This is a genomic window from Vibrio marinisediminis, from assembly GCF_014050145.1.
In the GTDB taxonomy this organism is placed as follows: Bacteria; Pseudomonadota; Gammaproteobacteria; order Enterobacterales; family Vibrionaceae; genus Vibrio; species Vibrio marinisediminis.
On the sequence record NZ_JACFYF010000009.1, the window covers coordinates 72,840 to 96,873 of the forward strand.

The window sequence follows — 24,034 nt, forward strand, 5'->3', positions numbered from 1 at the left end:
ATGGCACTTCTATTGACGCCCTTTGCTTTTGCTGAGACCGAAGTAACAAGAGTGCAGATTGGTGATTTAATCCAAGTTAACCTACCCGGAGAAGATACCCTAAACCAGGGGTTTCAAGTTGATAAGCGAGGACGGATAAACTTACCAGAAATAGGAACGGTCTACGTAGCGGGTTACACGGAAGAGCAACTATCGGAAACACTATTAACGGCACTTGGCTCTGTTTACCGAGATCTCTCCTCTGCAAATATTTATATTGCCGAGCAACAACTTCTAATTTCCGTCCAAGGCTATGTTGAGTCACCTGGCGAATACACACTGCCGCAAAATGCCGATATTCAAACCGCATTGCACGCAGCCGGTGGCTTGCGCGCAGGTGCGCAGCTCGACAATATGATGATCAAACGCGGCAAAGAAAAAATTCCTTTTAATTACAAAGGCTTTTTGGATAGTGGCGATGAGTCACTACTCCCTTCATTGCAATCACTTGATAGCTTATTTGTGCCTGCTTCTCCTTTAGTGGGAAACATTGAGCAGCAATTTGACGCCGCAAAGCAAGCCAATGCGGGTGACAGTGCTGACAGCCGTACCGCGGTGAAAGTTTTTGGCGAGGTAAATGCACCCGGTTCATTTTCCTTTAAACCTGGTACTAACTTGGTCGATGTATTGATGCGCGCCGGTGGTGTCACTCGCTATGCTTCAGTAGAGCAAATTCGCGTGATCAGTAACAACACACCGATACTGGTTAATCTCAAACATTATTTAGACAGTGGTGATGCCTCCCACCTACCGACACTCTCCGAAGGGACAACTATCTTCGTTCCTAAACAAGAAGAAGAAATCAAAGCTGGTGCAAACATCGTTTATATCATGGGTGAAGTCGCCAGCCCCGGCGCCTACGAAGGTAAAAGAGGCGCCTCATTCATGGATATTCTCGCCAATGCTGGCGGTCCGACACGCTTTGCTGAGTCTCGACAAATACGCCTCATCAAAGCGAATGGTAAAGTAATCAAGTTTGACCTGACCGCTTATACCGAAGGATTGACCGGGCATAAGCCACCACCCATCGCTCCGGGTGACGCTATTTTTGTGCCTGAGAAAACGGACATGAATGAAAAGTCTTGGCTGAAGATTGCACCCGATCGCGCCGTCAGCGTAATTGGTGAGGTGGTGCGTCCCGGACGTATTGAATGGTCAGATGAAATGGATCTGATGGATTTGCTCGCCCATGTAGGCGGACCGACGCTACGTGCCGATACAACCAAGATAGAAGTCGTCACCAGTAACGGTAAACTGCATACCTTCAACCTTGACGAATTTATTATCAAAGGGGCGCCAAGCTATGAACTACCGCAGATCAGTGCTGGCTCAATCGTTCGAATTCACGACCTCCCCCAAGACCCTTCAGATAACAAATCTCAATGGGTGAGGCAAAGTTCTGATGCTTCAATCTATGTATTTGGACAAGTCAACGCGCCCGGCCGCTATCGATTCACCAAGCAGATGCATTTTCTCGACATCTTATCTGCGGCAGATGGACCGACTAAAGATGCCGATATCCATAATATTCGCATTACCCATAGAGATAAAAGCTACTCCAAAGTGAGTAAGCTGAACTTATCACTTTACTTCGAAACAGGCGATGAATCATTACTGCCGAATGTCACCATGGGCGACACTATTTATATCCCTGAAAAAGACAAAATTTGGCTCGACCGTTCAAAAGAATCCACTGTGAGAATTCTTGGCGCCGTGAATAAACCCGGTCGTTATGTGTTCAACGACAACATGACCATTCTCGATATTATTGCAGAGGCAGGTGGACCGAGTGATAACGCTTATTTAGAAAAGATCTCTGTCGTGAATTTGTCTTGCTGCCAAGGACAAGCGCGCACCTTTGATTTAATTGAGTTCAGTAAAACCGCCAACATATATCAGTTACCAGTATTACGAGCCGGTGACACTATCTATGTACCCGACCGACGCGATAGCTTGCTTGAAAAAGCGCGTGTCGGCTTAGAAGACATCTTGCGATTAACCACGACCATAGTATTAATTGGAGCGCTGTGATGATCCCTGCTACACACAATGAAATAGAGCAAATCTACCTTGCCGTGGAAGCAAACGCTTCGCGGTCAATTTGTGTGACGGCTTGCCACTCAGGTGACGGCGTCACATCAATTGCAACCGCACTTACAGAGCGTCTATTATTGGCAGGATACGCCACCCTGTTGGTTGACTTAAACCTATTCAAATCTGGGTTTGAGGCTATATCATTTGATCAAGTTAATACTGAATCTGAGGTGCATTGGCTACAACCTATCAATACTCACCGCTTATTTACCGGCGTAGCCCTACCGCAGCACCCCAGTGTGATTGTTAACTATCGAAGCCCACAATTCCTTACTCAGCAAATCCATTCTTGGCTACAAGAATTTGATCGTGTCGTCATCGACACATCGCCACTGCTGCAAGTTAATCGCGGCAATATTCCCGCGCAAAGTGTCTCCAGTGCGTGCGAGCACACTCTTATGGTCGTGCTGGGCGGGAAAACGACCGAGTCTCAGTTAGAGCAAGCACATGAACTGCTATTGAGAAACCATTCTAATAACATTGGCATGGTATTGAATAACATGCGTCAAGCAACATTGGGTGAAGAAATGGTGCGTGAGCTTAACCGTTTCAAACTCTTACCCGCCAGATTACGTAACGCATTGAGCCAACAAATTCTTAAAAATCAGTGGTTATCCACTATCGCCTAGTCTGTTCCCATCCACCATTTAAAGAGTAATGAATTTGGTGATTAACCGTAGCCATAAACAGGATGAAAACCAGAATTAAAGTCGGAATTACAATTTGGATGAATTATGAAAAACCATCGCGGGAATGAAGTTTGGCTAATTATTGATAGCCGCCAATTTGGTGGAATAGAAACTCATGTTTTGCAGCTTGCCGCTGGTCTGTTAACACACAACCAACCCGTAAAAGTTTGGTTGATCACTCAATACGATGTGCCCTCACCTCTTTGTGAAAAGCTCGAAACACTTGGGGTTCCGTATCAATATCTTGGTAGCAACACCTGCCGAGCGATTCAAAACCTGATTCAATTTGTCCAAACCCAATTGCCAATTGCTCTACACGCCCATGGTTATAAGGCAAACCTCGTGGCAAAAATTGCCAAACTAATCACCGGTACCAAGCTCATTTCGACTTATCATGCTGGCGAAACGCCTAAAGGCCGCGTTCGTCTTTATGACTGGTTAGATAGAGTCTCCGCTGGCATTGCAAACCATGCACTGACTGTTAGCCGTGCTATTGGTAAAAAAGTGCCCACACAGACACATTACTTAGAGAACTTCATTGATGTCGACAAGCTAGGTTTATCTCATGGTGAGAACATTGCGTTTGTCGGTCGATTAAGCGCTGAAAAAGCACCAGAGCGTTTTGTACAGCTCGCAAAGCAATTCCCCAAGCAACTATTTCATGTATACGGCACAGGTAATCTCGCCCACTCTCTTCAAGAAACCGCCACAGGCAATGTTCACTTTCACGGTCACCAAGCTGACATGTCGACCGTTTGGCCAAACATATCATTACTGATGATCTGTTCCCATTATGAAGGCTTACCGATGGTCGCATTGGAGGCGATGTCCCGCGGTATTGTGGTCATTTCAACGGCTGTAGGTGAAATGCCACAACTTATTGACCACCAGCACAATGGTTTTATCGCCCAAAACGAACAGCAACTTAAGGAGTGTCTAACGTTATGGTTTTCGTTGTCTGCAAACGAACAGCAATTTATTAGAGGTAATGCGCTAAAGAGCATACACCAGCACTACTCACAGCAAGCCATCATTCCCAAATTGCTATCACTCTATGAGCCAAGCAACTGTTAAATTGATTCTCAAATTGAGATCAATCCCATCTGCATACCCAAAGATTTAATATATAACCTTTAAAAACAAACAGTTAAATCCGCGCCGCTATTTGGCACTAGGTTTGCAATTGTCTCTGATGTTCAATCATTCTGTCAGAGGGCTCGCTAGTGAAAGATAATAAAAAAATACTGTTTGTCCATTATGGTGACAACTGGATCCGCGGAAGCGAACGCTGCCTACTGGATCTCATTTCTCATTTGGATACCACTCAATTTGAGCCGATAGTCTGGACAAATAACGCAGAACTCGCACTGCAGCTTAAGCAGCAGAAAATCGAATGCTACCAAGATGATTTTCCGCTGCTGTTGGGCTGGCATAAACCTCAGCTTGATGTCATTAGTTGGATAAACCTTGTCGCTAAAGGCAGGCAAATCATACGACGCAAAGAGATTGCCCTTATTCATGTCAATAGCGCCGCACCATGCCAGTGGATGACATTGGTAGCCAGAATATGCTCATGCCCTTTGGTCACCCACTTACATAGCGAATACCTTAGCCGTGATCGTGCCACATTAGGGCTTCATCTTTCACCCAACATCATCACAGCCAGTAATGCGATTACTCATAATTTACGCCAAGATGGTTATCCAAATGATCAGCTCACTATCGTGCACAACGGAATTGATGTTGAGCAGTTGAGTAAGCAGCCAGAAGTAAATGTTATTCAGCGGTTGCATCTCGATAAGGATGCGGTTGTCTACGCCACCGTCGGTTCGTTGATCCATCGTAAAGGCGTCGATCGCATCCTCACGGCCTTGCGCTACTTGTTATTGGAGTACCCAAATAGCCACCTCGTTGTCATAGGCGACGGTGAAAAAAGAGGAGAACTGATCGAACTCACTCGTTCACTACACCTTGAGCATTACGTTCATTTCGTTGGTGAGCAAACCAACGTTATTGGTTGGTTAAAAGGTTGCGATGCCTTTGTCAGTGCAGCTCGAGAAGAGGCATTTGGTTTAGTTATTGCAGAAGCCGCCATCGCTAATTTGCCCATTATCGCACCGTATGAAGGTGGTATACCTGAAATAGTCCAGCATGGTGAGACAGCTCTGCTCTACCCAAACTGTGGTTATGCTCCGTTGCTCGATATGATGCGCTGCGTCCGTAATCATCCACAAGAATGTGGTGAAATTGCACAAAGAGCGAAAGAACATATCACTAACCAGTTCAATATCGAACGTTATGTTAGCCAAATAGAACAGCGGTATACACGCTTAATCAATGAACCTTGCGCGGCATTCCCACCGTTATACGCCTGCTTCAAACCGCTAAAAACCGCGTTTGCGAACCAGCAAAAAAATGGAGGTGATTATGATGCGCCAGCACAATATCATATTTGATCCTATCCCTTTTAAAGGCGGGTCTAAAATAGCAACCAGTGAGGCTCTAGCTTTATGCAATCAGAGTAAGGTTCGTTTTACCGTCATCACAATTGATAAAGCCTTCTGGCTCAATAGCCAACTCGCTCAACAACATAGTGTTAGAATTATATCTATCAAAGCGGTGCCATGGTTGAGCCGGCAAGTTCAAGGTTTATTCTTCTGGTTAAACCAATTCTATTTCACCCTCGTACTGCTATTTTGCTTATCTTTTTTAGCCAAAGCGCATCGCGTAATTGGCGCCTCGGGACCCGGGGTTGATATGGCTATTTATTTGATACAACGGATATTCAAAGTTCCAGTTGTTCAATTTATTCACGGCAACGTCGCCTGTTCAAGATCGATTGGTTGGTGTTTAACTCAAGCTCAGCACGTGTTTTACCTGCCCTCAACAAAACAAAGTCTTTTGGATTCGCTGCAACGCTTTTATGCACACCACTATGATATTGAGAACGATAATGCTAAGAACGACAATACTAAGCACAGTGATGTTGAGGCTCATTGTGTCGAAAAGAGTACGCTTGAGGCTAACCAATATTTTCAACAAGCCCAATTCATCCCATTTATTAACGGTATCTCTGAGCAAAATTGGCCAAGTCGCAGCCAAACTATTTTGCCACGCTGCCTTTGGGCTGCTTCCCTTTTAAAATGGAAGGGATTAGAGCAATTTATCGAAGCATTGCGTACCGCCCATCAACAAGAACCTGTGTTTAGTACCATTTGTTTTATCAAGCCTGCCCAAACTAATTTGTCAGTCTCTACGGCACCTGTACCACTGCGTTATACCGATTGGTATCGCGACCCATGCGAATTTGACCAAATTCGTCGCCAATGCAATATTTTTGTCTCGACCAGCGAAAACGAGCCTTTTGGGCTATCGATTCTAGAAGCATTAGCGGCAGGTATGTGCGTTATCATTCCACAAGATGGCAGTTACTGGGACACAGTGCTGACCGACGGTGTCAACTGCCTAAAATATCCAGCAAAAGATCATAACGTGTTGAGTCGAGTGATCTTGCAACTGCATCACAACCAGCAAAAGTTAGTGGCGATTCAAACAAAAGCTCATTGCTTTTCTCAGCAATATCGTGCTGAACAAACCTATCTCAACATAGTCAACACGGTAAGTGCTGACGTTGCAGACGCTGATTCTTGCTCCGTACTCAATAGTGCTAAGAAGGATTTATGAGTAAAGGTGGTGCAATACGTGAAATGCTACTGTACGGCGTGGCGTTGCTTTTACTAAAAGGGGCATCGCTCATTACGCTGCCAGTAATGACACATTTTTTAAGCGTAGAGCAAATTGGTCAATTGGAACTTATTGCGGTAACACAGGTATTTTTTGCTCTGCTTGTTTCACTGTCTATGCATGAAAACTTATATCGATTTATTGCGGTAGCCAAAGATAAGTTTGAGCGCAAATTGATGACCAATCAGCTCTATTGTAGCGCCATCTTACTCTCAATATGTTTGCTCATTTTACTCACGATGGTGTATGGATTCATCGATAGGGTTTTACAGCTAAGCATGCCATCATCCTACTTTACTCAAAGCCAAATCCTGTTGATGGTCAGTGTGTTAGCTATTCAAGCGGCATTGGAAATTAGCCTCGCTTGGTTGCGGCTACAAGACAAAGCCGAAGTTTTTTTTAAACTCAGCCTGTTTTGTACCTTTTTACAAGTCAGTTTGGTACTGATCGTGGTCAATACCATTCCAAGCGTTACTGCTGTATTGGCGGTGGGCGTGTTCTGTGCCTTCGTACAGCTGATGATCTTGCATCATTACAACCAATTCAATTGGCAGCTATTAAGTATCAATCAGCTTAAGTTGTATCTGCGCTATTGCTTGCCGATTATGTGTTCGGCATTGATTGCTTTTGGCTTAAATGGTGGCGAGCGTTGGATATTAGTACAAACAGGCAGCATTGAACTACTTGCTCAATACGCTATCGCCCTAAAGTTTGCTTTGGCTGTGGGTATATTGCTGCAACCATTCCACATGTGGTGGATGCCGAAACGCTTTGAGTATTGGCAAAACAGAGGAGCTCGGCTCACGGCGAGTATCAGCCAGATAGGGATGGTTTACGCAGCGCTTTTAACCATACTCGTCGTATGGGGTGGAAAACTCTTTATCACGCTCTATCTGCCCGATCAGTATCTGCTGGCAGCCAAAATGGTCACTATCGCCACCGTCGCAATGCTGTTTAAAGAATTAACTGAGCTTTGCAACATTGGGCTACTCAAAACACATCAGACCAAAAAACTGCTCACCATCAACCTTACTGTGACCCTACTGGCATTAACCATGGTCGCCATCGCTGTTCAACTCTACCCACACTATTCAATTTGGCTGGTTGGTTGTGGTATCGCCTTCGCTCAAATCGTTCGCTGCACTGTCATCCTTTTCTATAGCCAACGTTTGGCACATTTGCCTTATCATGGAAGTGGGATGGTACTGTTTTTAGTACTTACTCTGATATTTGTCGCGACAACTTGGACAATAAATTCACCAATAATGAGTCTACTCTTTGCCGCAGGTCAAATAGCCCTATTGCTGACTTTTGCCCATAACTACAAACTGATTGATTTTCCCTATCAACAGGTACGCAAAGTGCTACAAAGGCTAAGCGTATGAGACAAGCCACACCAAGCTTTCACCTTTTTATTATCCTTTCTGTCAGCGTACTGATAGCCGCCGGATGGCTATTCTCACCAAATCCAAGATTCATTTTCATGCTAAGCATTGTGCCTTTGGGCGCACTGTTCGTAATTAATCAAACTTTCTGGATGGTGAGTTTGTTCGTTATGTTCTCATTTTTCCGCATTCATGAAGCTCTGCCTGTCTTATACAATTTGAGAATTCCACTACTGCTGTCTTTAGGTTCATTAAGCGCGCTGTGTTGGCATCTGTTGATCTCCAAACAACTGAAACCTTATTGGCACCCTGCTCTTTCTTGGATGAGTCTCTTTTGGTTAATCGTGATTTTAGGGGTTCTATTTGCTTCAAATCGAGGTATTGCGCTTGAGTATGTCAAATCAACGTATTGGAAAATAATGTTGATGTCGTTGATCATCCCTTGGTTGGTCAACACCTCAATCAACTTAAAACGACTCTCTCTCCTCATCGTTTGGTCTGGGTTAATCGTGGCTTTTGTTGCTCTCAACAATTCAGTTAATGGTATTGGGCTAGTCGAGGGAAGCAGAGTGACCATTGGTCGCGAATTTGGCTCTATGCTGGGTGACCCTAACGATCTCTCGTTAGTATTGATGTTCCCCCTCGCTTTTTCATTTAGTTTTATGATGACCAAGTCATTAGGTATCGTTCGAATTCTTGGGCTAATTTGTACTATCGCCGCTTTCTTAGCGGTGATCGAAACACAAAGCCGCGGGGGCTTATTAGGTTGTGTGGCGGTTTTAGGCATGTTTGGGCTGAAATACATCCGTTCAAAAACCTTATTATTCTTAATTGGAATCGTCGCCACCATCGTGTTGTTTGCGGTGGCGGGGGTGTCTGATAGACAATCTGGTGGCGCCGCCGAAGAAGGCATTGATGCTTCAGCAATGGGGCGACTCTATGCATGGGAAGCCGCATTCAAGATGGCACTAGAACGCCCGCTAACCGGTGTCGGTATCGATAATTTCTATGCTAATTACTTCTACTACACCCCTCATTGGGATGGATTAAATCATGCGGTACACAGTACGTGGTTTGGTGTACTGGCAGAAACAGGATTTGTCGGATTAGCTATATTCTCCTGCTTTATTGTTTGTTTGCTGCGCACCTGCCGCAAAAGCATACAATTACTTGAAACGTCACCAACAACATTCTCCCCTTACATGCACGCCATTACCTACGCCGTTTTCGCTGGTCTAGTTGGGACGATTGTTTCTAGCACCTTCTTAACCCAAGGTTTCAATTGGCCTATTTACATTTTGGCAGCCCTCACTATTGCGTGTCATCACGTCATCCAAATTGATTCTCAAAATAAAAATCATCATCAAACATGATCACAAGACCATGTAAGTAACTGTTTTAGTAAATAAATATAATTGGCACATAAAATGAAGTAATCCTAGCAATCCCATACATATCGAGGGTTACTATGTCAGTTGCTACTCTGAAGATTTGGTTGCAAAACCACCCCAACCCACGCTATCGCAGTTTATTTCACTGGCTAAAGCGTACACGTGCTCAAGGTATCCCCACACCACGCTGGTTTAACGTGGGATTGGGCTATTTGTATCAAAGCAGCACCACGCTTTGGCAAACACTGTTGCGCTTGCTTATCCATACGCCCGTGTTTAAAGGGCGTTTAATGCAGTGTGGTAAGCGGCTATATCTCTATGGTGGTGTGCCTTATATCGCCGGTCCACTAACTATCGTTGTTGGTGACGATTGCCGTATTTCAGGGCAAACCACTTTTACCGGTCGAACTCAGTCGGCATCACCGTGTTTAGAAATCGGTAACAATGTCGATGTAGGCTGGCAGAGCACTTTTGCTATTGGTCAGCGAATTGTATTGCAAGATAACGTTCGAATTGCTGGTCGTGCGTTTCTATTTGGTTATTCAGGGCATTCGCTTGATGCTGAGCAGCGTGCAATCGGAGCGCCCGATGACGATAGCGACGTTGGCGATATCATCATTAAACGCAATGCGTGGTTAGGAACCAATGTTACCGTCTGTCCGAATGTCACCATAGGTGAAGGCACTGTGGTTGGTTCTGGTAGCGTTGTCACTCGAGATCTTCCTGATTTTGTGGTTGCCGTTGGTAATCCAGCTCGTGTGGTCCGTAATCTAAAGGAGCAGCCTGATGCGTGATATGATTGTTTTTGGCGAAGATTTCGGCGGGCTGCCATCAAGTACGCAGCATTTGGTCAAACATTTACCCAACATACGCAAAGTGATTTGGGTAAACTCGATTGGTTTGCGCCAACCACGCTTAACCAAACATGATTGCACTCGTGCGATAAACAAATTACTCGGTGGTACACAACCGATATTCAATGCCGCCAAGTCTCAACCTAGCCATATTCATGTTGTGAATTTACGCACAATTCCAGCACCGAGCAGCCAATTAAGCCGCAATGTAGCGCGTGCTATGATGCTTCATCAACTGCAGCCTATACTACGTGAGCATCAAATCGAAGAGCCCATCTTATGGTGTTCTCTTCCTACTGCTGCCGATCTTTGTGGCTATCTCAATGAATCTGGCGTTGTTTACTACTGCGGTGACGATTTCTCCGCGCTTGCAGGTGTAGATCATCATACCGTGGTCACCCATGAAGAAAAATTGGTCAAAAAAGCCAATGTTATTTTTGCCGCTAGCGAAGCCATTGCAAGTAAATTCCCCAATTGCAAGACCCTGCATCTGCCACACGGTGTTGATACCACACTGTTTAATACGCCAACCCCACGCGCAACCGACATGCCAAATAATGGCAAACCCGTTGCTGGTTTTTATGGCAGCTTGTCGAGCTGGCTTGATTATGACCTTATCAATCATGTTGCCAGCCATTTACCTCATTGGGACTTTGTGTTTATTGGACCGAACGAGCTTTCTTATCAGCCGTTCGCGCAGCTCAGCAACATTCACTATTTAGGCGCCAAGCCTCACCATACATTAGCGAGCTACAGCCAACATTGGCAGGCCAGTCTATTACCTTTTAAACTTAATCAACAGATTCAAGCCTGCAACCCTCTCAAGTTGCGCGAGTATTTAGCTGTCGGCTCGCCCATCGTTGCCACACCATTTCCTGCGCTATCTCCATACCGACGTTACATCAATGTCGTGAACAACGCAGAAGAAATGTGTAAGGCACTTGAACTCTCTGCCACCGAACAGCGCCTGCCTCGTGGCATCGTAAATGATGAAAGCTGGCAGTCGCGTAGTCAATGGGTTCGCCAAATCATGGAGCTGATATGAGCAATTTTCCGTTAAGGATGATCCAAATATTGAATGCGGCATGGCGTCAGCGTTATATCATTGCCATACCGACGCTGCTCTTCCCCTTTGTGGGCTTATTGGTCGCCAACCTAGCACCAACGGTGTATGTCTCTCATACCAGTATGCTGATTCAAGAGACGGCGAAAATGAATCCGTTTCTTGAAGATATCGCGGTTTCTACCATGCTAAAAGAGCGCTTAACTGACTTAAGTACCCTACTGAAAAGTCGCCATATTTTACATTCTGTCGCCAAAGATCAAGGGTTGATCAACGACAACATGCCAACAGAACAACGTGAACAAATTATCCACCAGCTATCGAGTAATCTTTCGGTTAGTCAGCAAGGGAAAGACTTTTTAATCATCGAGTTAAAAGCTCCCAAAGCTGCAGGGTTAGAGCCTTTGCTCGGCTCAATCAGTGAGCATTTTATCGAGCTGCTACTCGCACCAGAGCGCTCTTCTATTCGCGATTCAAGCGAGTTTCTTACCATTCACATAGAAAAACGACGTCAAGAACTCGAACAGGCTGAAAATGCTCTGGCTGAGTTTCGCAATCGACATTTAGCTGTTACTCCAGAAATGCAGCAACAAAGCCTTACGCAACTGGCAATACTCAAGCAAACATTAGCAGAAAAAGAAGCGGAGTTAGCGGGTGTAACCAAGAGCTTGGGTTCTCTCGATCAGCAACTTTCCAAAACCAACCCTGTTATTGGCAAAATAGAAGATCAGATCATTGAGATTCGCTCTCAACTAACCCTGCTTCAAGCCAAATACAAAGATAACCACAGCTCTGTACAAGCGAAAAAAAGAGAACTTACTCGGTTAGAAAACGAGCGAAATCGGTTACTCACTATCGAGCAACCCAACATCAGCAGTGATCAGTTATGGGATATTGCCAGTAGCACCAGCTACTCCAAACTCAATGACGTGCAACCGTTATTGGTGACTCAACTGCATAGTTTGCAGCTTGTTCGTGGGCGATATGAGTCTTTATCTGAAGAGACAAAGAGCTTACAGGCAATGATTAAAGAAATTACCCAACAAGCACAAAGCTTTGGTAATACCGCCAAAACCATGCGCAGATTAGAGCGTGATGCTACGTTGAAACGTCAGCTATATGACGAATTGCTACAACGTTTTGAAATGGCGCAGTTAACCGGATCATTAGGCATCTTTGAACAAAACAAACGCGTTAAAATCATTGATCTACCCTACACACCAAGTACACCAGCAAACCTACCCTCTTATATATTCATCATCGCAGGGTTATTTGGAGGATTGGCATTAGGCATTGGCTTTGCGTTCATGTTCGAACTATGTAATTCATCAATCCGCTCATCAGGGCAAATTACCGCGATTACCCACCAACATGTCATCACAACCATCCCAAACGTATCAAACCGATTCTCAAATTAGGAAACACGTAAATTCCAACCTAGAAAGCAAGGTAACACATTGATTTTTAAACTTAAAATAACTGGCACACTTGATGCAAAACCTCTATAAGCTATCGGAGGTCATTTATGTATTCAGTCATCAATCATCATTGTGATAATAGTCATCACCAGCAGGTACATCCTCGGCTTACCGTGCATGTAGTACAACACCTCTATCCTGGTGGTATTGAATCCCTCGTACTAGAGATTTTGCGTCATTCAGACCAAGCCAACAAAGCCCTGGTTATCAGCCTTGAAGGTAAAAAATCCAGCGCCACATCAGCTTGGACGAAGTTAAGTGAGTTCAATCGCCAACTCATATTCCTTAATAAACCAAGTGGTGCTGACCTGAACACGATCAGGAAACTAAGCCGAATATTTAAGAGGTTACAGCCCGACGTTGTTCATACACATCATATTGGTCCACTTCTGTATGCGGGCAGTGCGTCACGATTGGCGAAGGTAAAATGTTTAATTCATACCGAACATGACTGCTGGCATTTAGATAATCCCAAGCATGCTCGTCTACAACGCCTGGCACTGGCGGTATTTAAACCACGCTTAGTTGCCGATGCCGATTTTGTCGGGCGCCAATTGAACAATAAATTTGCTTATGATGATATTTCTGTCATAAAAAACGGCATCGATTGCCAACGTTTTAAACCCGCGTCACAAGCACTAGCTCGACGCAGGCTTGGGCTACCTCTAAATGGAACCATTATTGGTTGCGCTGGCAGGCTTGAACACGTTAAAGGACAAGATATTTTACTCAAAGCCTTAACGATATTACCTGAACACGTTTCACTAGCGGTCGCCGGACAAGGAAGCCAACTCAAAGCCCTGCAAGAACTGAGCGTCGAATTGGGCATGGAACAACGCGTATTTTGGTTAGGATTAATTGATGATATGCCACGTTTTTATCAATCACTTGACCTATTCTGTTTGCCTTCTCGCCACGAAGGTTTTCCATTATCCACCCTAGAAGCGCAAGCCTGTGATGTTATCTCGGTCGCGACAGATGTTGGCGCAGTAAAAGAAACACTTTGTCCTGAAAGTGGTATTTGTGTTGAGCCAAGCAATGCAAACGCACTTGCTAGCGCATTGCTTCACGCTCTTGCAGAAGGTAAACGACACAGCCCAAGGCGTTTTGTGCTTGAACACAATGACTTAGAAAAAATGATTCAAACCTACCAAAACCTGGCCATGGAGGTGCGTTGATATGCTGGATATATTTCTTGCAGGATTGTTTTTTACCTCAGCGACGCTCGTGGTTTACCACCATGTTGGGTATCCGATTTTATTGAAATGGGTCTGTCGCACAAGACCCATCAATGACGGAGCACAAACCGAACGACGATACCAAGCGTGTAAAGCGGATCGCGCCAGACCCAGTATTACCATCCTTGTTCCTGCGTATAACGAACAGCTATGGATAGCTGAAAAAATCCGTAACCTCTCATGCTTGGATTACCCTCGGGATAGCTACAAAGTCATCATCGCCTGTGATGGGTGTACAGACAACACCGTGGAGATAGCCGAAGCGACGATTCAAGAAGCGATCTGTAGCGAAACTTACTTTGAAATTGTTAACTTTGCCAACAATCGCGGTAAAACAGCACTAATCAATCATATGATGGCGATAATCGATAGCGACATCACGGCACTCAGTGATGTCTCTGCCCTTATCTCTGTGGACGCGTTGTTACTTGCCGAACAACATTTTCGCGCCCCTAATGTCGGCGTAGTCAATAGCCACTACCAGATGCTGGACAGCGTGAATCAAGGCGAACTGAAATACTGGCATTATCAAGCTATGGTGCAGCAAGGTGAAGCCACTTTGGGTGCGAATATTGGCGCGCATGGTGCACTTTTCTTCTTCCGCACCCACCTTTTCCAGCCATTATCGAGCAACACAATTAATGATGATTTCATCATTCCAATGACGATAGTGCGAGCGGGACATGATGCTGTTTACGAGCCAAACGTAAACGCACTGGAACTTGAAGCATGCAGCCAAGCAAATGACTTTAAACGACGTTTACGAATTTCGGCGGGGAACATGCAACAGACAATACTGCTAGCAGAGCTACTCTTGCCCCGCTACAAAGCGGTCGCATTTACATTCGCTTCTGGAAAAACGTTACGCCTAATTACCCCTTATTTAATGCTGATTTGCTTTTTTTCTTCACTACTTTTAAGCACGCAACCTCTGTTTTTTACATTGCTACTTATTCAGATCACCACCTATTTGGTTGCTGTACTGGGTTTGGTTTTACCCACCATTTTTTCACACCGATATATTCAATTTCTAAGCTACTTCATCACAGGGCATAGTGCCAATCTCTATGGTGGCTTACGCTACATTTTTGGTCGAGAAAACAACCATTGGAAACGGATTTAAGGAGAACACCATGCCACACGTCATCGCTAACTACCCAATCTGGGTTGCCAAACGTTTTATTGACCTATTCGGTGCCAGTTTGGCGTTACTATTATTGCTGCCGCTTTTCCCACTCATCGCGATTGCAATAAAACTCAGCTCTAAAGGTCCAGTGTTCTACAAACAACAACGCGTGGGTAAATCAACACCCCGCCAGATGGAGTTTTTCGATATCATCAAATTCCGCACTATGTACCAAGATGCAGAGAGCCGTTCTGGTGCGGTATGGGCAAGCAAAAACGACCCACGAATCACCCCTGTCGGTCGATTTCTAAGGAAAACACGACTTGATGAGCTGCCTCAACTCATCAATGTTTTGCAAGGTGATATGTCATTAATTGGTCCACGCCCTGAGCGCCCAACGTTCTATCAAAAATTGGAATCAGAGATCCCTTATTTCGCCGACCGCACTTATGGCGTTATGCCCGGCATTACAGGGCTGGCTCAAGTCAATCAAGGTTATGATACCTGTATTGATGATGTGCGCAGTAAAGTGGGATTTGATCACAGCTACGCACTGTCATTACGCTCGACCAAGTCCTGGTTAATAATGGATATGAATATCATTCTAATGACAGTATTGGTGATGTTTAATGGCAGAGGTCAATAATTTCGTACGTATGCCGGTACTGACGGACTCTATCAAACACTGGGTTTTATACGTTAGTTTGGTTTTTCCAGCTCGAGTAATTTTTTTGCAAAATGGCTGTCAACGCCTAGGAAAAACAAAAAAAGCCCACTTCCAAGAAAGTGGGCAAGGATTAGAACTTAGGACAAGCCTAACATTATTATTATATATATATAAATGCACACTTTGCTTTTATATAAGGAGGAAGACAATCAATGTATGAATAATTTAGAACAGAGCTCTTAACTCAAGTAGCCAAACTACAGTAACAATAGTAATTGCATGATATTAAACTTTCAATTTAATATCTGCTCAATAAATTGAAGATTATGTTATTTTCAACACGAAAGCATTTAAATTATCCCCGCTATCTCCAACGCGATTCTATTAAACGAAAACATCCCTTCGTGCTAGCCGCCATAAACTAAGACATAAAAAAAGCCCATCAGCACAAACTGATGGGCAACAGACTATAAATAATATTTATCTTAACAAAGGACATTCTAAGCTTGTGTTAGTAAAAATGAAATCTTGATTACAAATCACCTCATCCAAACAACGAGTTCATTTTACATTAATAAATACAATGCGCTAGATAATATTAGCTCATTAAATTTCACTTTATGACCAATAAATACGAAGTAAAATAAATATTAATATATAGGTAATACGCTGCTTATTTAGTTCCTACTTGACACGAATAATAGAAAAAACTGAGCGCATTCTTAAATGTAGTGACTTGCATAAAATAAGGGCGATGAATTAGCATACCCTCACTTTGAATTTTGGTTACTCAATTCACCAAAGTTCACCAGCTTAACTCTATGTATTTCCATCTCTTCATATATAACCAGCCGTTTAGAATCCCAATAACGCGGGATATTTCTGGTTTGTAACCCATCACTCGTAACTTAATTACGTCCCTATTCATCGCATTACTGGAGGACCAATGCCACAAGGTCTAATGCTCACCGACTTAGCCATTGCCGGCTTTCTATTACTGATTGCGAAAATTCTTCGTGTTCACCTGCCATTACTACAACGCATGTACCTACCTTCCGCTGTTTTAGCAGGTTTAATCGGACTGCTTCTTGGTCCTGCTCTCGCTAATTTTCTGCCATGGACCAACACTTTTACAGCAAATGCCGGTATTCTTACCGCTGCCTTGTTCTCTTCATTAGGGCTTGCCACTGACTTACCCTCGCCACGAATCGTAGCCAAACGGGCTGGTTCGTTATGGGCGTTTAATCAAATCGCTTCTGTATCCCAATGGCTTTTTGCTGCAATGTTTGGTTTATTTATTACAACCTGCTTTTGGCCAGCTTTAAATCCAGCAATCGGGGTGACACTGTCTGCTGGCTTTATGGGTGGACATGGTTCCGCAACGGTTGTTGGTGATATTTTAACAGGGCTAGGATGGGAAGATGGTTTCACCTTAGGTTTAACTTTCGCCACCATTGGTATATTCGTCTCTATCTCAGTAGGTATGTTGATCCTTCAATTTGCGTTGAGAATGGGTTGGATTGATACATTTACGACTTTTGCAAGCATGGATAAACATCAGCGCAAAGGTCTAATTAAACCCTCGGAACAACCGTCCGTTATGAAAGACACCATGTCTTCGCTTTCCGTCGATTCATTTGCGATTCATGCCGCTTTGGTTGTACTCGTTACCGCCTTTTCATTTGTTTCAGCCAATTACTTATCTTCATTTTCTGAGAATGTACAAATACCAACATTCGTCACTGGCTTTCTAGCTGGCATGTTTGTACGCATCATTGCAAAACGCACCAATGCAAACCTGTACTTATGTGATGAGGCTTTCAACCATGCCGCGGGCATAAGCACTGATTACCTAATTATATTTGGTATTTCTGCCATCAAGATCACCGTGCTCGCCCACTACCTTCTCCCTATGGTTATTTTGGCAACTGGTGGCATCATTTTCACGTTATGGTTAATACTCTGGGTTGCGCCCCGCATGCTCGGCAAAGATTGGTTTGAAAAAGGGTTGTTTACATGGGGATGGCTGACAGGCACGGTTGCAATGGGTATAGCACTGCTGCGAATTGTCGACCCTAATATGCGCAGCAAAGTTTTAGATGACTATGTGATTGCCTATGTTCCCGGCTCCATTACCGACATTTTCATTATTTCTCTGATGCCAATAGCAATGTACAACGGTATGCATTGGCAAGCGGTTGGGGTTGGATTGAGTTATATCGCCATAGTACTATTTGTTTGGCGCTTCGTGCTAAACCGCAATGCTTGGGTCAATCAACAAGAAAACACATAACCGCTAAAGAATTTTTAACTGCTGACCTAACAAATATTTAGGTCGGCAACTTAAGAGTAATGTGGAAAATTTAGCCTAGTGCAACTCACTAGAAGAGATGATCTCTGTTCGATTACGGATAGAAATTTGAGGGATGAAAGTAAACAAAGCGTGCTCTTTGACTTAAATAAAGTGAGCGGATAGCTAAATGACAACCTACGCTTCATTTGGTAAAATGCTTGAGTCAGCAAGGCACAAATCTTTTGGATGCATTGCCATCAGCCTATTGTTCAATACAACTTCATCTAGCTGCTTTCGTTCGACCTAAATCATATAATTTCTATTCGATTTTTGTGAAGAAAAATCAACAACTACATAAGATTTCACGCTTGCTAAAACAAGATGGAACAGCACTTACATTGGTAGTAATCAACTGCGTTTAAACGACCGATCCTTCTTGTTGTTTGGCGAGAACTTTTGTTGATTACTGCATACATTTAACCTGAAGCATTTGCTTCTCTATTACCATATAGTCATAGAGCATGTATTTTCATAAAGTTACAACAAACAGTGTCAATCTTCAGCCCTTCAGGACGAAGCAGGTCTTTTTGATCAGAGCAGATGGTTATAGTGGTAGCGCTTTCATTAATGGGTCTAAAATCGCCAATTTTGACCAGTCTTTATTGGTAATTCCTGCTGAGTCATTAATCCAGTGTGACATTCAAAAAGACCGTTCTGATGGGGTTCTCGAACTATTCACAATCAACAAGCGAGACAAAGCTGCTCTCAAAGAAAAGCTGTTGCTCATTAATGATTTTATATTAGATAGAAAAAATAATGCTGATTACATACTAGCGAAAGGCGATGATCTTGCTAGTATATTTGCCTTAAATCATTCTTTAGTTTCTTGCCATTTAGGACGAGAGGTTAAAAACCTAACTCTAAAACAATCGGTTCTCCATCTATTACTTATCTTATATACCCAAGGGTATGATATTAGCCTGTTATTCCATCAAGCATGTCATCTATCAGTATCAGAGCGCTTAACTAGATTATTTCTAGACGAGCCAATGTATAAATGGACACTTGAGAATGCGGCTAAAAGGATTTTCACAAGCAACTCCACATTGCGAAGAAACTTATCTAGGGAGAACACATCTTTTTCAAAACTACTGAACAGCGTCAGACTCGGATTAGCAATAAATTATTTAACATTCACCAACTTTAACATATTTAAAGTTAGTGAACTAAGTGGATTCAACAGTTCAGCTTACTTTTGCACCATATTTAAAAAGAAATACGGCATGACGCCACAAAAGTTCCGACAAACGTCAAAAGAAACAAACTCGTTAAATTGAAAACTCTTAATTAATACAAACCGGAAGCAAGTCTATGCTTCACTTTCTGCTTGATCAAGTTCATCTTGAGTTACTAGGTCATCTTGTTGGAAAATTGCCAAAAACTTAAGACAACTCCATCGCTCCAGACATTGAAAACATTTAAAGCTTAGCACTACCTTCCCTTTATCTCTGTTTTATACTTAAATCTAATTTAAGTATATTTGTAATGGTTTTTAGTAAAAATAATCCCAGTGGTACTAGTTTTGATTTTATGACTCCTTACACACTGTTTATTTTAACTAAATGGCACTTATTCGGCATTATAATTTCTGGTCAACTTATTACAATTTAAGCCGTAAAATTCTGTATAAACATTCTTATTTGTAATAAAAAACTCGCCTTATATCAGCGAGTTTTTACAATTTACATCAGTGAAACCACTGCTTCTATAGCAACTATTCTGACTTCAAACCATAAGATTTGAATTTCTCAAGAACCACCTGCATCTCTTGCGCAGGCAATGTCGGTATTTCACTTTGTACTGCAGCAATCTTCAAATAGAGATTGGCTAATACTTCCACTTCGTTGGCTAACCACAGTGCTTTTTCTAAGTTCACTTCCATCGCAATCATGCCGTGGTGCTGCATCAATATCGCTTTGCTTTCACGAATACCATTAGCGACACTATCAGCGAGTGGCTGACTGCCAAAGGTTGAATAAGGCAAACACGGTACATGGTCGGTTCCAGTGACCGCCACCATATAATGCAAAGCAGGAATATTGCGATTCAAAATGGACACAGCTGTGGAATGTACTGCATGGTTGTGCACCACAGCATTTAACTCAGGTCTTGCAGCAAAGCACGACAAGTGAAAATGCCACTCACTAGACGGCACCTTACCCGCTTCATAATTGCCCTCTTTATCAACATAGACAATCATGTCTGGGGTCAGTTTTTTATAAGGAATGCCACTAGGCGTTATTAACATGCCCTCTTTGTAGCGGGCGCTGACATTTCCCGATGTTCCTTGATTGAGCCCTAGTGCGTTCATTTCTAGACAAGTATCGATGATCTCTTGGGCAAGTTGTTCTCGATTCATAATGTGATCCTATTGAGTGGAGCCAAATGACTCCACCATTATTCTTAACAGCACTAAACCAATTCAGGTCGTTTAAGATCGGCAAACATCTCGTCGAGCGCTTGCTCTGTCGCGGCGCAGACGCCACGCTCAGTAATCAACCCTGTCACATATTTAGCCGGTGTCACATCAAAGGCATAGTTGCCACACTCGGTACCAGCAGGAGCCGTGTTCACCCAGCTACGCTTACCCGTTGGGTCAATGCCGTAGACATGAGACTGTTCATCCCCTGAACGTTGCTCGATAGGGATCTCTTTAACGCCATCATAAACAGTCCAATCAATCGTTGGGGATGGCAAGGCAACATAGAAAGGAACGTTATTGTCATAGGCCGCTAGCGCTTTCAAATAAGTACCAATCTTATTACACACATCCCCTTTGGCTGTGGTTCTGTCTGTCCCGACGATGCACAAGTCAACGTCGCCATGCTGCATTAAATGACCACCAACATTATCCGCAATCAAAGTGTGCGGTACCCCATGAGAACCCAGTTCAAATGCAGTCAACAAACCTTGGTTACGTGGGCGTGTTTCATCTACCCAAACATGAACCTTAATACCCGCTTCATGCGCTTTATAGATAGGTGAAATTGCGGTCCCCCAGTCAACCGTTGCCAACCAACCTGCATTACAGTGTGTGAGCACATTAACGGTGCTGCCTGCTGGCTTTTTCGCGGCAATCTGTTTGATGATTTCTAAACCATGTTCACCAATGCTTTCACACAACTGCACGTCTTCATCGGCAATTTCCGCAGCTAACTGATACGCCACAGCTTTTCTCTGTTCACTTGCCACATTTTTAAGTTTCGCGAAGGTACGGTCCAGCGCCCACTTTAAGTTGATTGCCGTCGGGCGCGTTTCTATCAAAACGTCGTAACACGTTTGCAGATGTTCATCACTGGTATCTTCTGTCATGCCTAATGCCATACCATAGGCAGCAACTGCACCGATTAAAGGCGCGCCTCGCACCCACATCTCTCGAATGGCGGTCGCAGCTAACTTCATTGAGTCAAGTTGTATGACTTCAATCTCAAACGGGAGTTTGGTTTGATCTAATATCTCTACCGTCCATCCATCTTTTGCCACCCATACTGTACGTTGGTGTTTTCCATTAATTTTCATAGCAACCTCTTAGCAACTTTGTGCAAACTGACCAATAGTGGCAATTTCTTTGTATTCTTTTGCATTTACGATGAGCTCACGAGCCAGTTTTAGTGCTCGACGCTCACAGCTTGCGCGTAACTCAGCATTTTCAATTTCTTTAAAGTCAGCCACTCCGGCAAACCCAATGATGCGGCGGTTCATCTCTAATCCCGCATTCACCAACGTTTCTTCTAACAGGGTTTGGAAGAATTCGCTTTGCGCGCGTTGCAGTACTTTTTCACCCAAACCTTGTTGATAGATTTCGACGGGATAGGCATCACCCTGCTGCTTGTCATTCCAAAGCTGGGTAAAGTGGGTCACAAACACATGCCAAGTTGAGGTGATTTGTTCAAGAAGATAGCGTTGGTATTCATCGCATTTCGCTTCGTCACTCTCCCAACCAGGACGAGAGAAATATGCCATAAGTAAATTGCCAACATAGTTGCCAATATCAAACGCCATCGGTCCCATGAAGCCAAATTCAGGGTCTATCACTTTGGTTTCTGACTCAGTAACCATGATCGATCCTGAATGCAAATCACCGTGTAGCAATGCTTGACTCTCTGTCATAAATTTATACTTGTAACGCATTGCCACTTGAATCATCTCTTCGTCTTGCCAGACTTTATGCACATCGGCATCAAGCTGAGGAGATGTCCAGTTATTACGCTCGGCGTCAAAATAAGGTTCAGAGAAAATCAAATCCTCGGTGATCTTGCAAAGCTCATGGTTCACAGCAAATTTTGACACCAGAGCTTTTTTCTCTTCAGCATTCATGCCGATGTCAGAGGTGTGGAATAGCGTTTGCGCTAAGAAAACACCCACATCCTCAGCCAAGCAAGCGAAGGTTTTACCTGCGATCAACTCTTTACGTAAAATCACGTGTGGTGATAAAAATTCCATGGCAAAAATGGCCATATCTTGATCATAGAAATAAACTTGCGGTACCAATCTATGCCCAGCAAACTTCGCTTCTATATTAAGTACGTTGTACTCAAAATAAGCGCGCGTTAAAGAAAGTTTCCAACTCTCACCCGCCGCACGTACGTAGGGTAATGCTTGTTTTACAACAATCGTTTTCTCTAATCCTTCAACAATAAACACTAAGTTCAAGTTGCCATCACCGACTTCTTTTACTGTCCACTCTTTGGGCTCACCACCCAAGACCAAATCACTCGGTAATTTCTTGCTAAGGTATGAAGGTAAAGATTCACTGGTTAAAGGCGCGTAGCCAGCTGGAACGGTATTCGACATAACGACCATCCTTAATATTGTAATGCGGAACTAGGGCGAGCTTTCTCGCCCTTAAATACGGAACTTGTTGGTAAACTAAATTAGTTAACCGTTGGCATTGGCATCCAATCAGTCACCAATACGGTTGAAGATGAGAACGAAGGAATCTTGCTTACCAAGTCGTCCATATTTTTAATGTCTTGTTGGTTAAGCATCTCTTGCGTGATCAGTACTGGTGGAACAGTTACCTGCTTTTCAACCTTGTCACCGTTCATTAGCATCGCCAACGCTCGAACACTCACCTCACCCATGATTGATGGGTTGGTTGCCACGGTTGCTACCCATGCACTATTTGGCTCACGCATAGCTTGGATATCAGAATTAGAAATATCAGCACTGTAAATCTTAACCTTGCTTGCTAAGCCAGCTTCATCAACCGCAATTTTTATCCCTTTGGCAAACTCATCATAAGGTGAAAACGCAACAGAAATGTCTGGATTTGCACGGAATACTGCCGCTGCTTGGTCCGCAACTTGGTTAGGAATTGGGTTGTTCATGGTGCCAAAACGCGCGATCTCTTCAATATTTGGATAGGTTGTTTTGAATTCAGCAAACACTTCGTCACGGCGATCAAGTGGTGGAATACCCGGAACGTAGACATAAGCCGCTTTCCAAGCTTCACCGTTATCTTTTACTGCTTGTTCTAGTGACATACGAGCAATCAAATGATCGTCTTGGTTGATCTGTGGAATGGCTGGGTTATCTGCGTTTACGTCAAAAGCGACCACTTTAATGCCATTTTGAACCGCTAGATCCGCCAAATCTTTAATTGAATCCGTAAAGCCATGTTGCAATACGATACCGTCATAGCCTTTCATGATCGCTTGCTCTAGCTGGTTGCGCTGTAGCGAGGCGTCTTGACGCGCGTCATATACATCTAATTTAAAACCAAGTGCTTCAGATTGGCGTTTTACGCCTTTAAGGTACAACTCTGGAAAATCACCCTGTGACAGATAACGTACGTGGGCAATTCTCAACTCTTTTCCTTCAAATGGAGATTGAGTGTCAGCTACCACACTGCCTGTCACCATTACACCAGCGATGGAAGCGCAAAGAGTGAGTGTTTTTAAGGTCTTCATT

At 43.7% G+C, this 24,034-nt stretch carries 19 protein-coding genes; 15 read left to right on the forward strand and 4 right to left on the reverse strand.

Going from position 1 to position 24,034, the window contains the following annotated elements; translation table 11 throughout:
• From H2O73_RS14345 to H2O73_RS14415, 15 genes are all read left to right on the forward strand, one after another.
• The gene (locus H2O73_RS14345; protein ID WP_438696070.1) at positions 1-2,070 is read left to right on the forward strand and encodes an SLBB domain-containing protein; all 2,070 of its coding nucleotides are present in this window, start codon (positions 1-3) and stop codon (positions 2,068-2,070) included.
• Positions 2,070-2,762 (forward strand): P-loop NTPase family protein, encoded by a 693-nt coding sequence (locus tag H2O73_RS14350; protein WP_182109551.1) that lies wholly within the window; start codon positions 2,070-2,072, stop codon positions 2,760-2,762. The genes H2O73_RS14345 and H2O73_RS14350 overlap by 1 nt, the downstream gene beginning before the upstream one ends.
• 105 nt (positions 2,763-2,867) lie before the next feature.
• Positions 2,868-3,896 (forward strand): glycosyltransferase family 4 protein, encoded by a 1,029-nt coding sequence (locus tag H2O73_RS14355; protein WP_182109552.1) that lies wholly within the window; start codon positions 2,868-2,870, stop codon positions 3,894-3,896.
• A gap of 149 nt (positions 3,897-4,045) precedes the next feature.
• Entirely contained in the window at positions 4,046-5,278 is a 1,233-nt protein-coding gene (locus tag H2O73_RS14360) for a glycosyltransferase (RefSeq protein WP_182109553.1), read from the forward strand.
• Positions 5,250-6,506: a glycosyltransferase gene (locus H2O73_RS14365; RefSeq protein WP_182109554.1), complete on the forward strand. Its 1,257-nt coding sequence runs from the start codon at positions 5,250-5,252 to the stop codon at positions 6,504-6,506. Before H2O73_RS14360 ends, H2O73_RS14365 begins: the two co-directional genes overlap by 29 nt.
• Positions 6,503-7,951 carry a lipopolysaccharide biosynthesis protein gene (locus tag H2O73_RS14370; RefSeq protein ID WP_182109555.1) on the forward strand — a complete coding sequence of 483 codons (1,449 nt, stop codon included), beginning with the start codon at positions 6,503-6,505 and terminating at the stop codon, positions 7,949-7,951. The genes H2O73_RS14365 and H2O73_RS14370 overlap by 4 nt, the downstream gene beginning before the upstream one ends.
• Positions 7,948-9,324, forward strand: coding sequence for an O-antigen ligase family protein (locus tag H2O73_RS14375; RefSeq protein ID WP_182109556.1), 1,377 nt, complete (start codon positions 7,948-7,950; stop codon positions 9,322-9,324). The genes H2O73_RS14370 and H2O73_RS14375 overlap by 4 nt, the downstream gene beginning before the upstream one ends.
• 95 nt (positions 9,325-9,419) lie before the next feature.
• Positions 9,420-10,136, forward strand: a complete 717-nt coding sequence (locus tag H2O73_RS14380; RefSeq protein ID WP_182109557.1) for an acyltransferase — start codon at positions 9,420-9,422, stop codon at positions 10,134-10,136.
• A complete protein-coding gene (locus H2O73_RS14385; RefSeq protein ID WP_182109558.1) occupies positions 10,129-11,241 on the forward strand; it encodes a glycosyltransferase family protein in 1,113 nt (370 codons plus the stop codon). The genes H2O73_RS14380 and H2O73_RS14385 overlap by 8 nt, the downstream gene beginning before the upstream one ends.
• Positions 11,238-12,677, forward strand: coding sequence for a GumC family protein (locus tag H2O73_RS14390; RefSeq protein ID WP_182109559.1), 1,440 nt, complete (start codon positions 11,238-11,240; stop codon positions 12,675-12,677). The genes H2O73_RS14385 and H2O73_RS14390 overlap by 4 nt, the downstream gene beginning before the upstream one ends.
• A gap of 107 nt (positions 12,678-12,784) precedes the next feature.
• Complete coding sequence (locus tag H2O73_RS14395) at positions 12,785-13,915, forward strand: glycosyltransferase (protein ID WP_182109560.1); 1,131 nt, start codon at positions 12,785-12,787, stop codon at positions 13,913-13,915.
• 1 nt (position 13,916) lies between these two features.
• Positions 13,917-15,098, forward strand: coding sequence for a glycosyltransferase family 2 protein (locus tag H2O73_RS14400; protein ID WP_182109561.1), 1,182 nt, complete (start codon positions 13,917-13,919; stop codon positions 15,096-15,098).
• Positions 15,099-15,108: 10 nt separating this feature from the next.
• The gene (locus H2O73_RS14405) at positions 15,109-15,747 is read left to right on the forward strand and encodes a sugar transferase (protein ID WP_182109562.1); all 639 of its coding nucleotides are present in this window, start codon (positions 15,109-15,111) and stop codon (positions 15,745-15,747) included.
• A gap of 967 nt (positions 15,748-16,714) precedes the next feature.
• Entirely contained in the window at positions 16,715-18,061 is a 1,347-nt protein-coding gene (locus tag H2O73_RS14410; protein WP_182109563.1) for a sodium/glutamate symporter, read from the forward strand.
• A 587-nt stretch (positions 18,062-18,648) separates the two neighbouring features.
• The gene (locus H2O73_RS14415; RefSeq protein WP_246335930.1) at positions 18,649-19,398 is read left to right on the forward strand and encodes a helix-turn-helix domain-containing protein; all 750 of its coding nucleotides are present in this window, start codon (positions 18,649-18,651) and stop codon (positions 19,396-19,398) included.
• A 437-nt stretch (positions 19,399-19,835) separates the two neighbouring features.
• Here H2O73_RS14415 and H2O73_RS14420 read toward each other — a convergent pair whose 3' ends face one another.
• The 4 genes from H2O73_RS14420 to H2O73_RS14435 all read right to left on the reverse strand — a co-directional run bounded on the left by H2O73_RS14420 (position 19,836) and on the right by H2O73_RS14435 (position 24,033).
• The gene (locus tag H2O73_RS14420) at positions 19,836-20,480 is read right to left on the reverse strand and encodes an L-fuculose-phosphate aldolase (protein WP_182109565.1); all 645 of its coding nucleotides are present in this window, start codon (positions 20,478-20,480) and stop codon (positions 19,836-19,838) included.
• Between the two features lie 53 nt (positions 20,481-20,533).
• Positions 20,534-21,640, reverse strand: coding sequence for an S-methyl-5-thioribose-1-phosphate isomerase (gene mtnA / locus H2O73_RS14425; RefSeq protein ID WP_182109566.1), 1,107 nt, complete (start codon positions 21,638-21,640; stop codon positions 20,534-20,536).
• A gap of 9 nt (positions 21,641-21,649) precedes the next feature.
• Positions 21,650-22,915, reverse strand: coding sequence for an S-methyl-5-thioribose kinase (gene mtnK / locus H2O73_RS14430; RefSeq protein ID WP_182109567.1), 1,266 nt, complete (start codon positions 22,913-22,915; stop codon positions 21,650-21,652).
• 80 nt (positions 22,916-22,995) lie between these two features.
• Positions 22,996-24,033 carry a substrate-binding domain-containing protein gene (locus tag H2O73_RS14435; protein ID WP_182109568.1) on the reverse strand — a complete coding sequence of 346 codons (1,038 nt, stop codon included), beginning with the start codon at positions 24,031-24,033 and terminating at the stop codon, positions 22,996-22,998.
• Position 24,034 lies beyond the last annotated feature (1 nt).

Excerpts from the sequence above, each read along its gene's own strand:
- H2O73_RS14345 (WP_438696070.1), top strand. The coding sequence starts at position 1 with ATGGCACTTCTATTGACGCCCTTTGCTTTTGCTGAGACCGAAGTAACA.
- H2O73_RS14350 (WP_182109551.1), top strand. The coding sequence starts at position 2,070 with ATGATCCCTGCTACACACAATGAAATAGAGCAAATCTACCTTGCCGTG.
- H2O73_RS14365 (WP_182109554.1), top strand. The coding sequence starts at position 5,250 with ATGATGCGCCAGCACAATATCATATTTGATCCTATCCCTTTTAAAGGC.
- H2O73_RS14410 (WP_182109563.1), top strand. The coding sequence starts at position 16,715 with ATGCCACAAGGTCTAATGCTCACCGACTTAGCCATTGCCGGCTTTCTA.
- H2O73_RS14355 (WP_182109552.1), top strand. The coding sequence starts at position 2,868 with ATGAAAAACCATCGCGGGAATGAAGTTTGGCTAATTATTGATAGCCGC.
- H2O73_RS14390 (WP_182109559.1), top strand. The coding sequence starts at position 11,238 with ATGAGCAATTTTCCGTTAAGGATGATCCAAATATTGAATGCGGCATGG.
- mtnK (WP_182109567.1), bottom strand. The coding sequence starts at position 22,915 with ATGTCGAATACCGTTCCAGCTGGCTACGCGCCTTTAACCAGTGAATCT.
- H2O73_RS14385 (WP_182109558.1), top strand. The coding sequence starts at position 10,129 with ATGCGTGATATGATTGTTTTTGGCGAAGATTTCGGCGGGCTGCCATCA.
- H2O73_RS14405 (WP_182109562.1), top strand. The coding sequence starts at position 15,109 with ATGCCACACGTCATCGCTAACTACCCAATCTGGGTTGCCAAACGTTTT.
- H2O73_RS14400 (WP_182109561.1), top strand. The coding sequence starts at position 13,917 with ATGCTGGATATATTTCTTGCAGGATTGTTTTTTACCTCAGCGACGCTC.
- H2O73_RS14370 (WP_182109555.1), top strand. The coding sequence starts at position 6,503 with ATGAGTAAAGGTGGTGCAATACGTGAAATGCTACTGTACGGCGTGGCG.
- H2O73_RS14435 (WP_182109568.1), bottom strand. The coding sequence starts at position 24,033 with ATGAAGACCTTAAAAACACTCACTCTTTGCGCTTCCATCGCTGGTGTA.
- H2O73_RS14395 (WP_182109560.1), top strand. The coding sequence starts at position 12,785 with ATGTATTCAGTCATCAATCATCATTGTGATAATAGTCATCACCAGCAG.
- H2O73_RS14420 (WP_182109565.1), bottom strand. The coding sequence starts at position 20,480 with ATGAATCGAGAACAACTTGCCCAAGAGATCATCGATACTTGTCTAGAA.
- H2O73_RS14375 (WP_182109556.1), top strand. The coding sequence starts at position 7,948 with ATGAGACAAGCCACACCAAGCTTTCACCTTTTTATTATCCTTTCTGTC.
- H2O73_RS14380 (WP_182109557.1), top strand. The coding sequence starts at position 9,420 with ATGTCAGTTGCTACTCTGAAGATTTGGTTGCAAAACCACCCCAACCCA.
- mtnA (WP_182109566.1), bottom strand. The coding sequence starts at position 21,640 with ATGAAAATTAATGGAAAACACCAACGTACAGTATGGGTGGCAAAAGAT.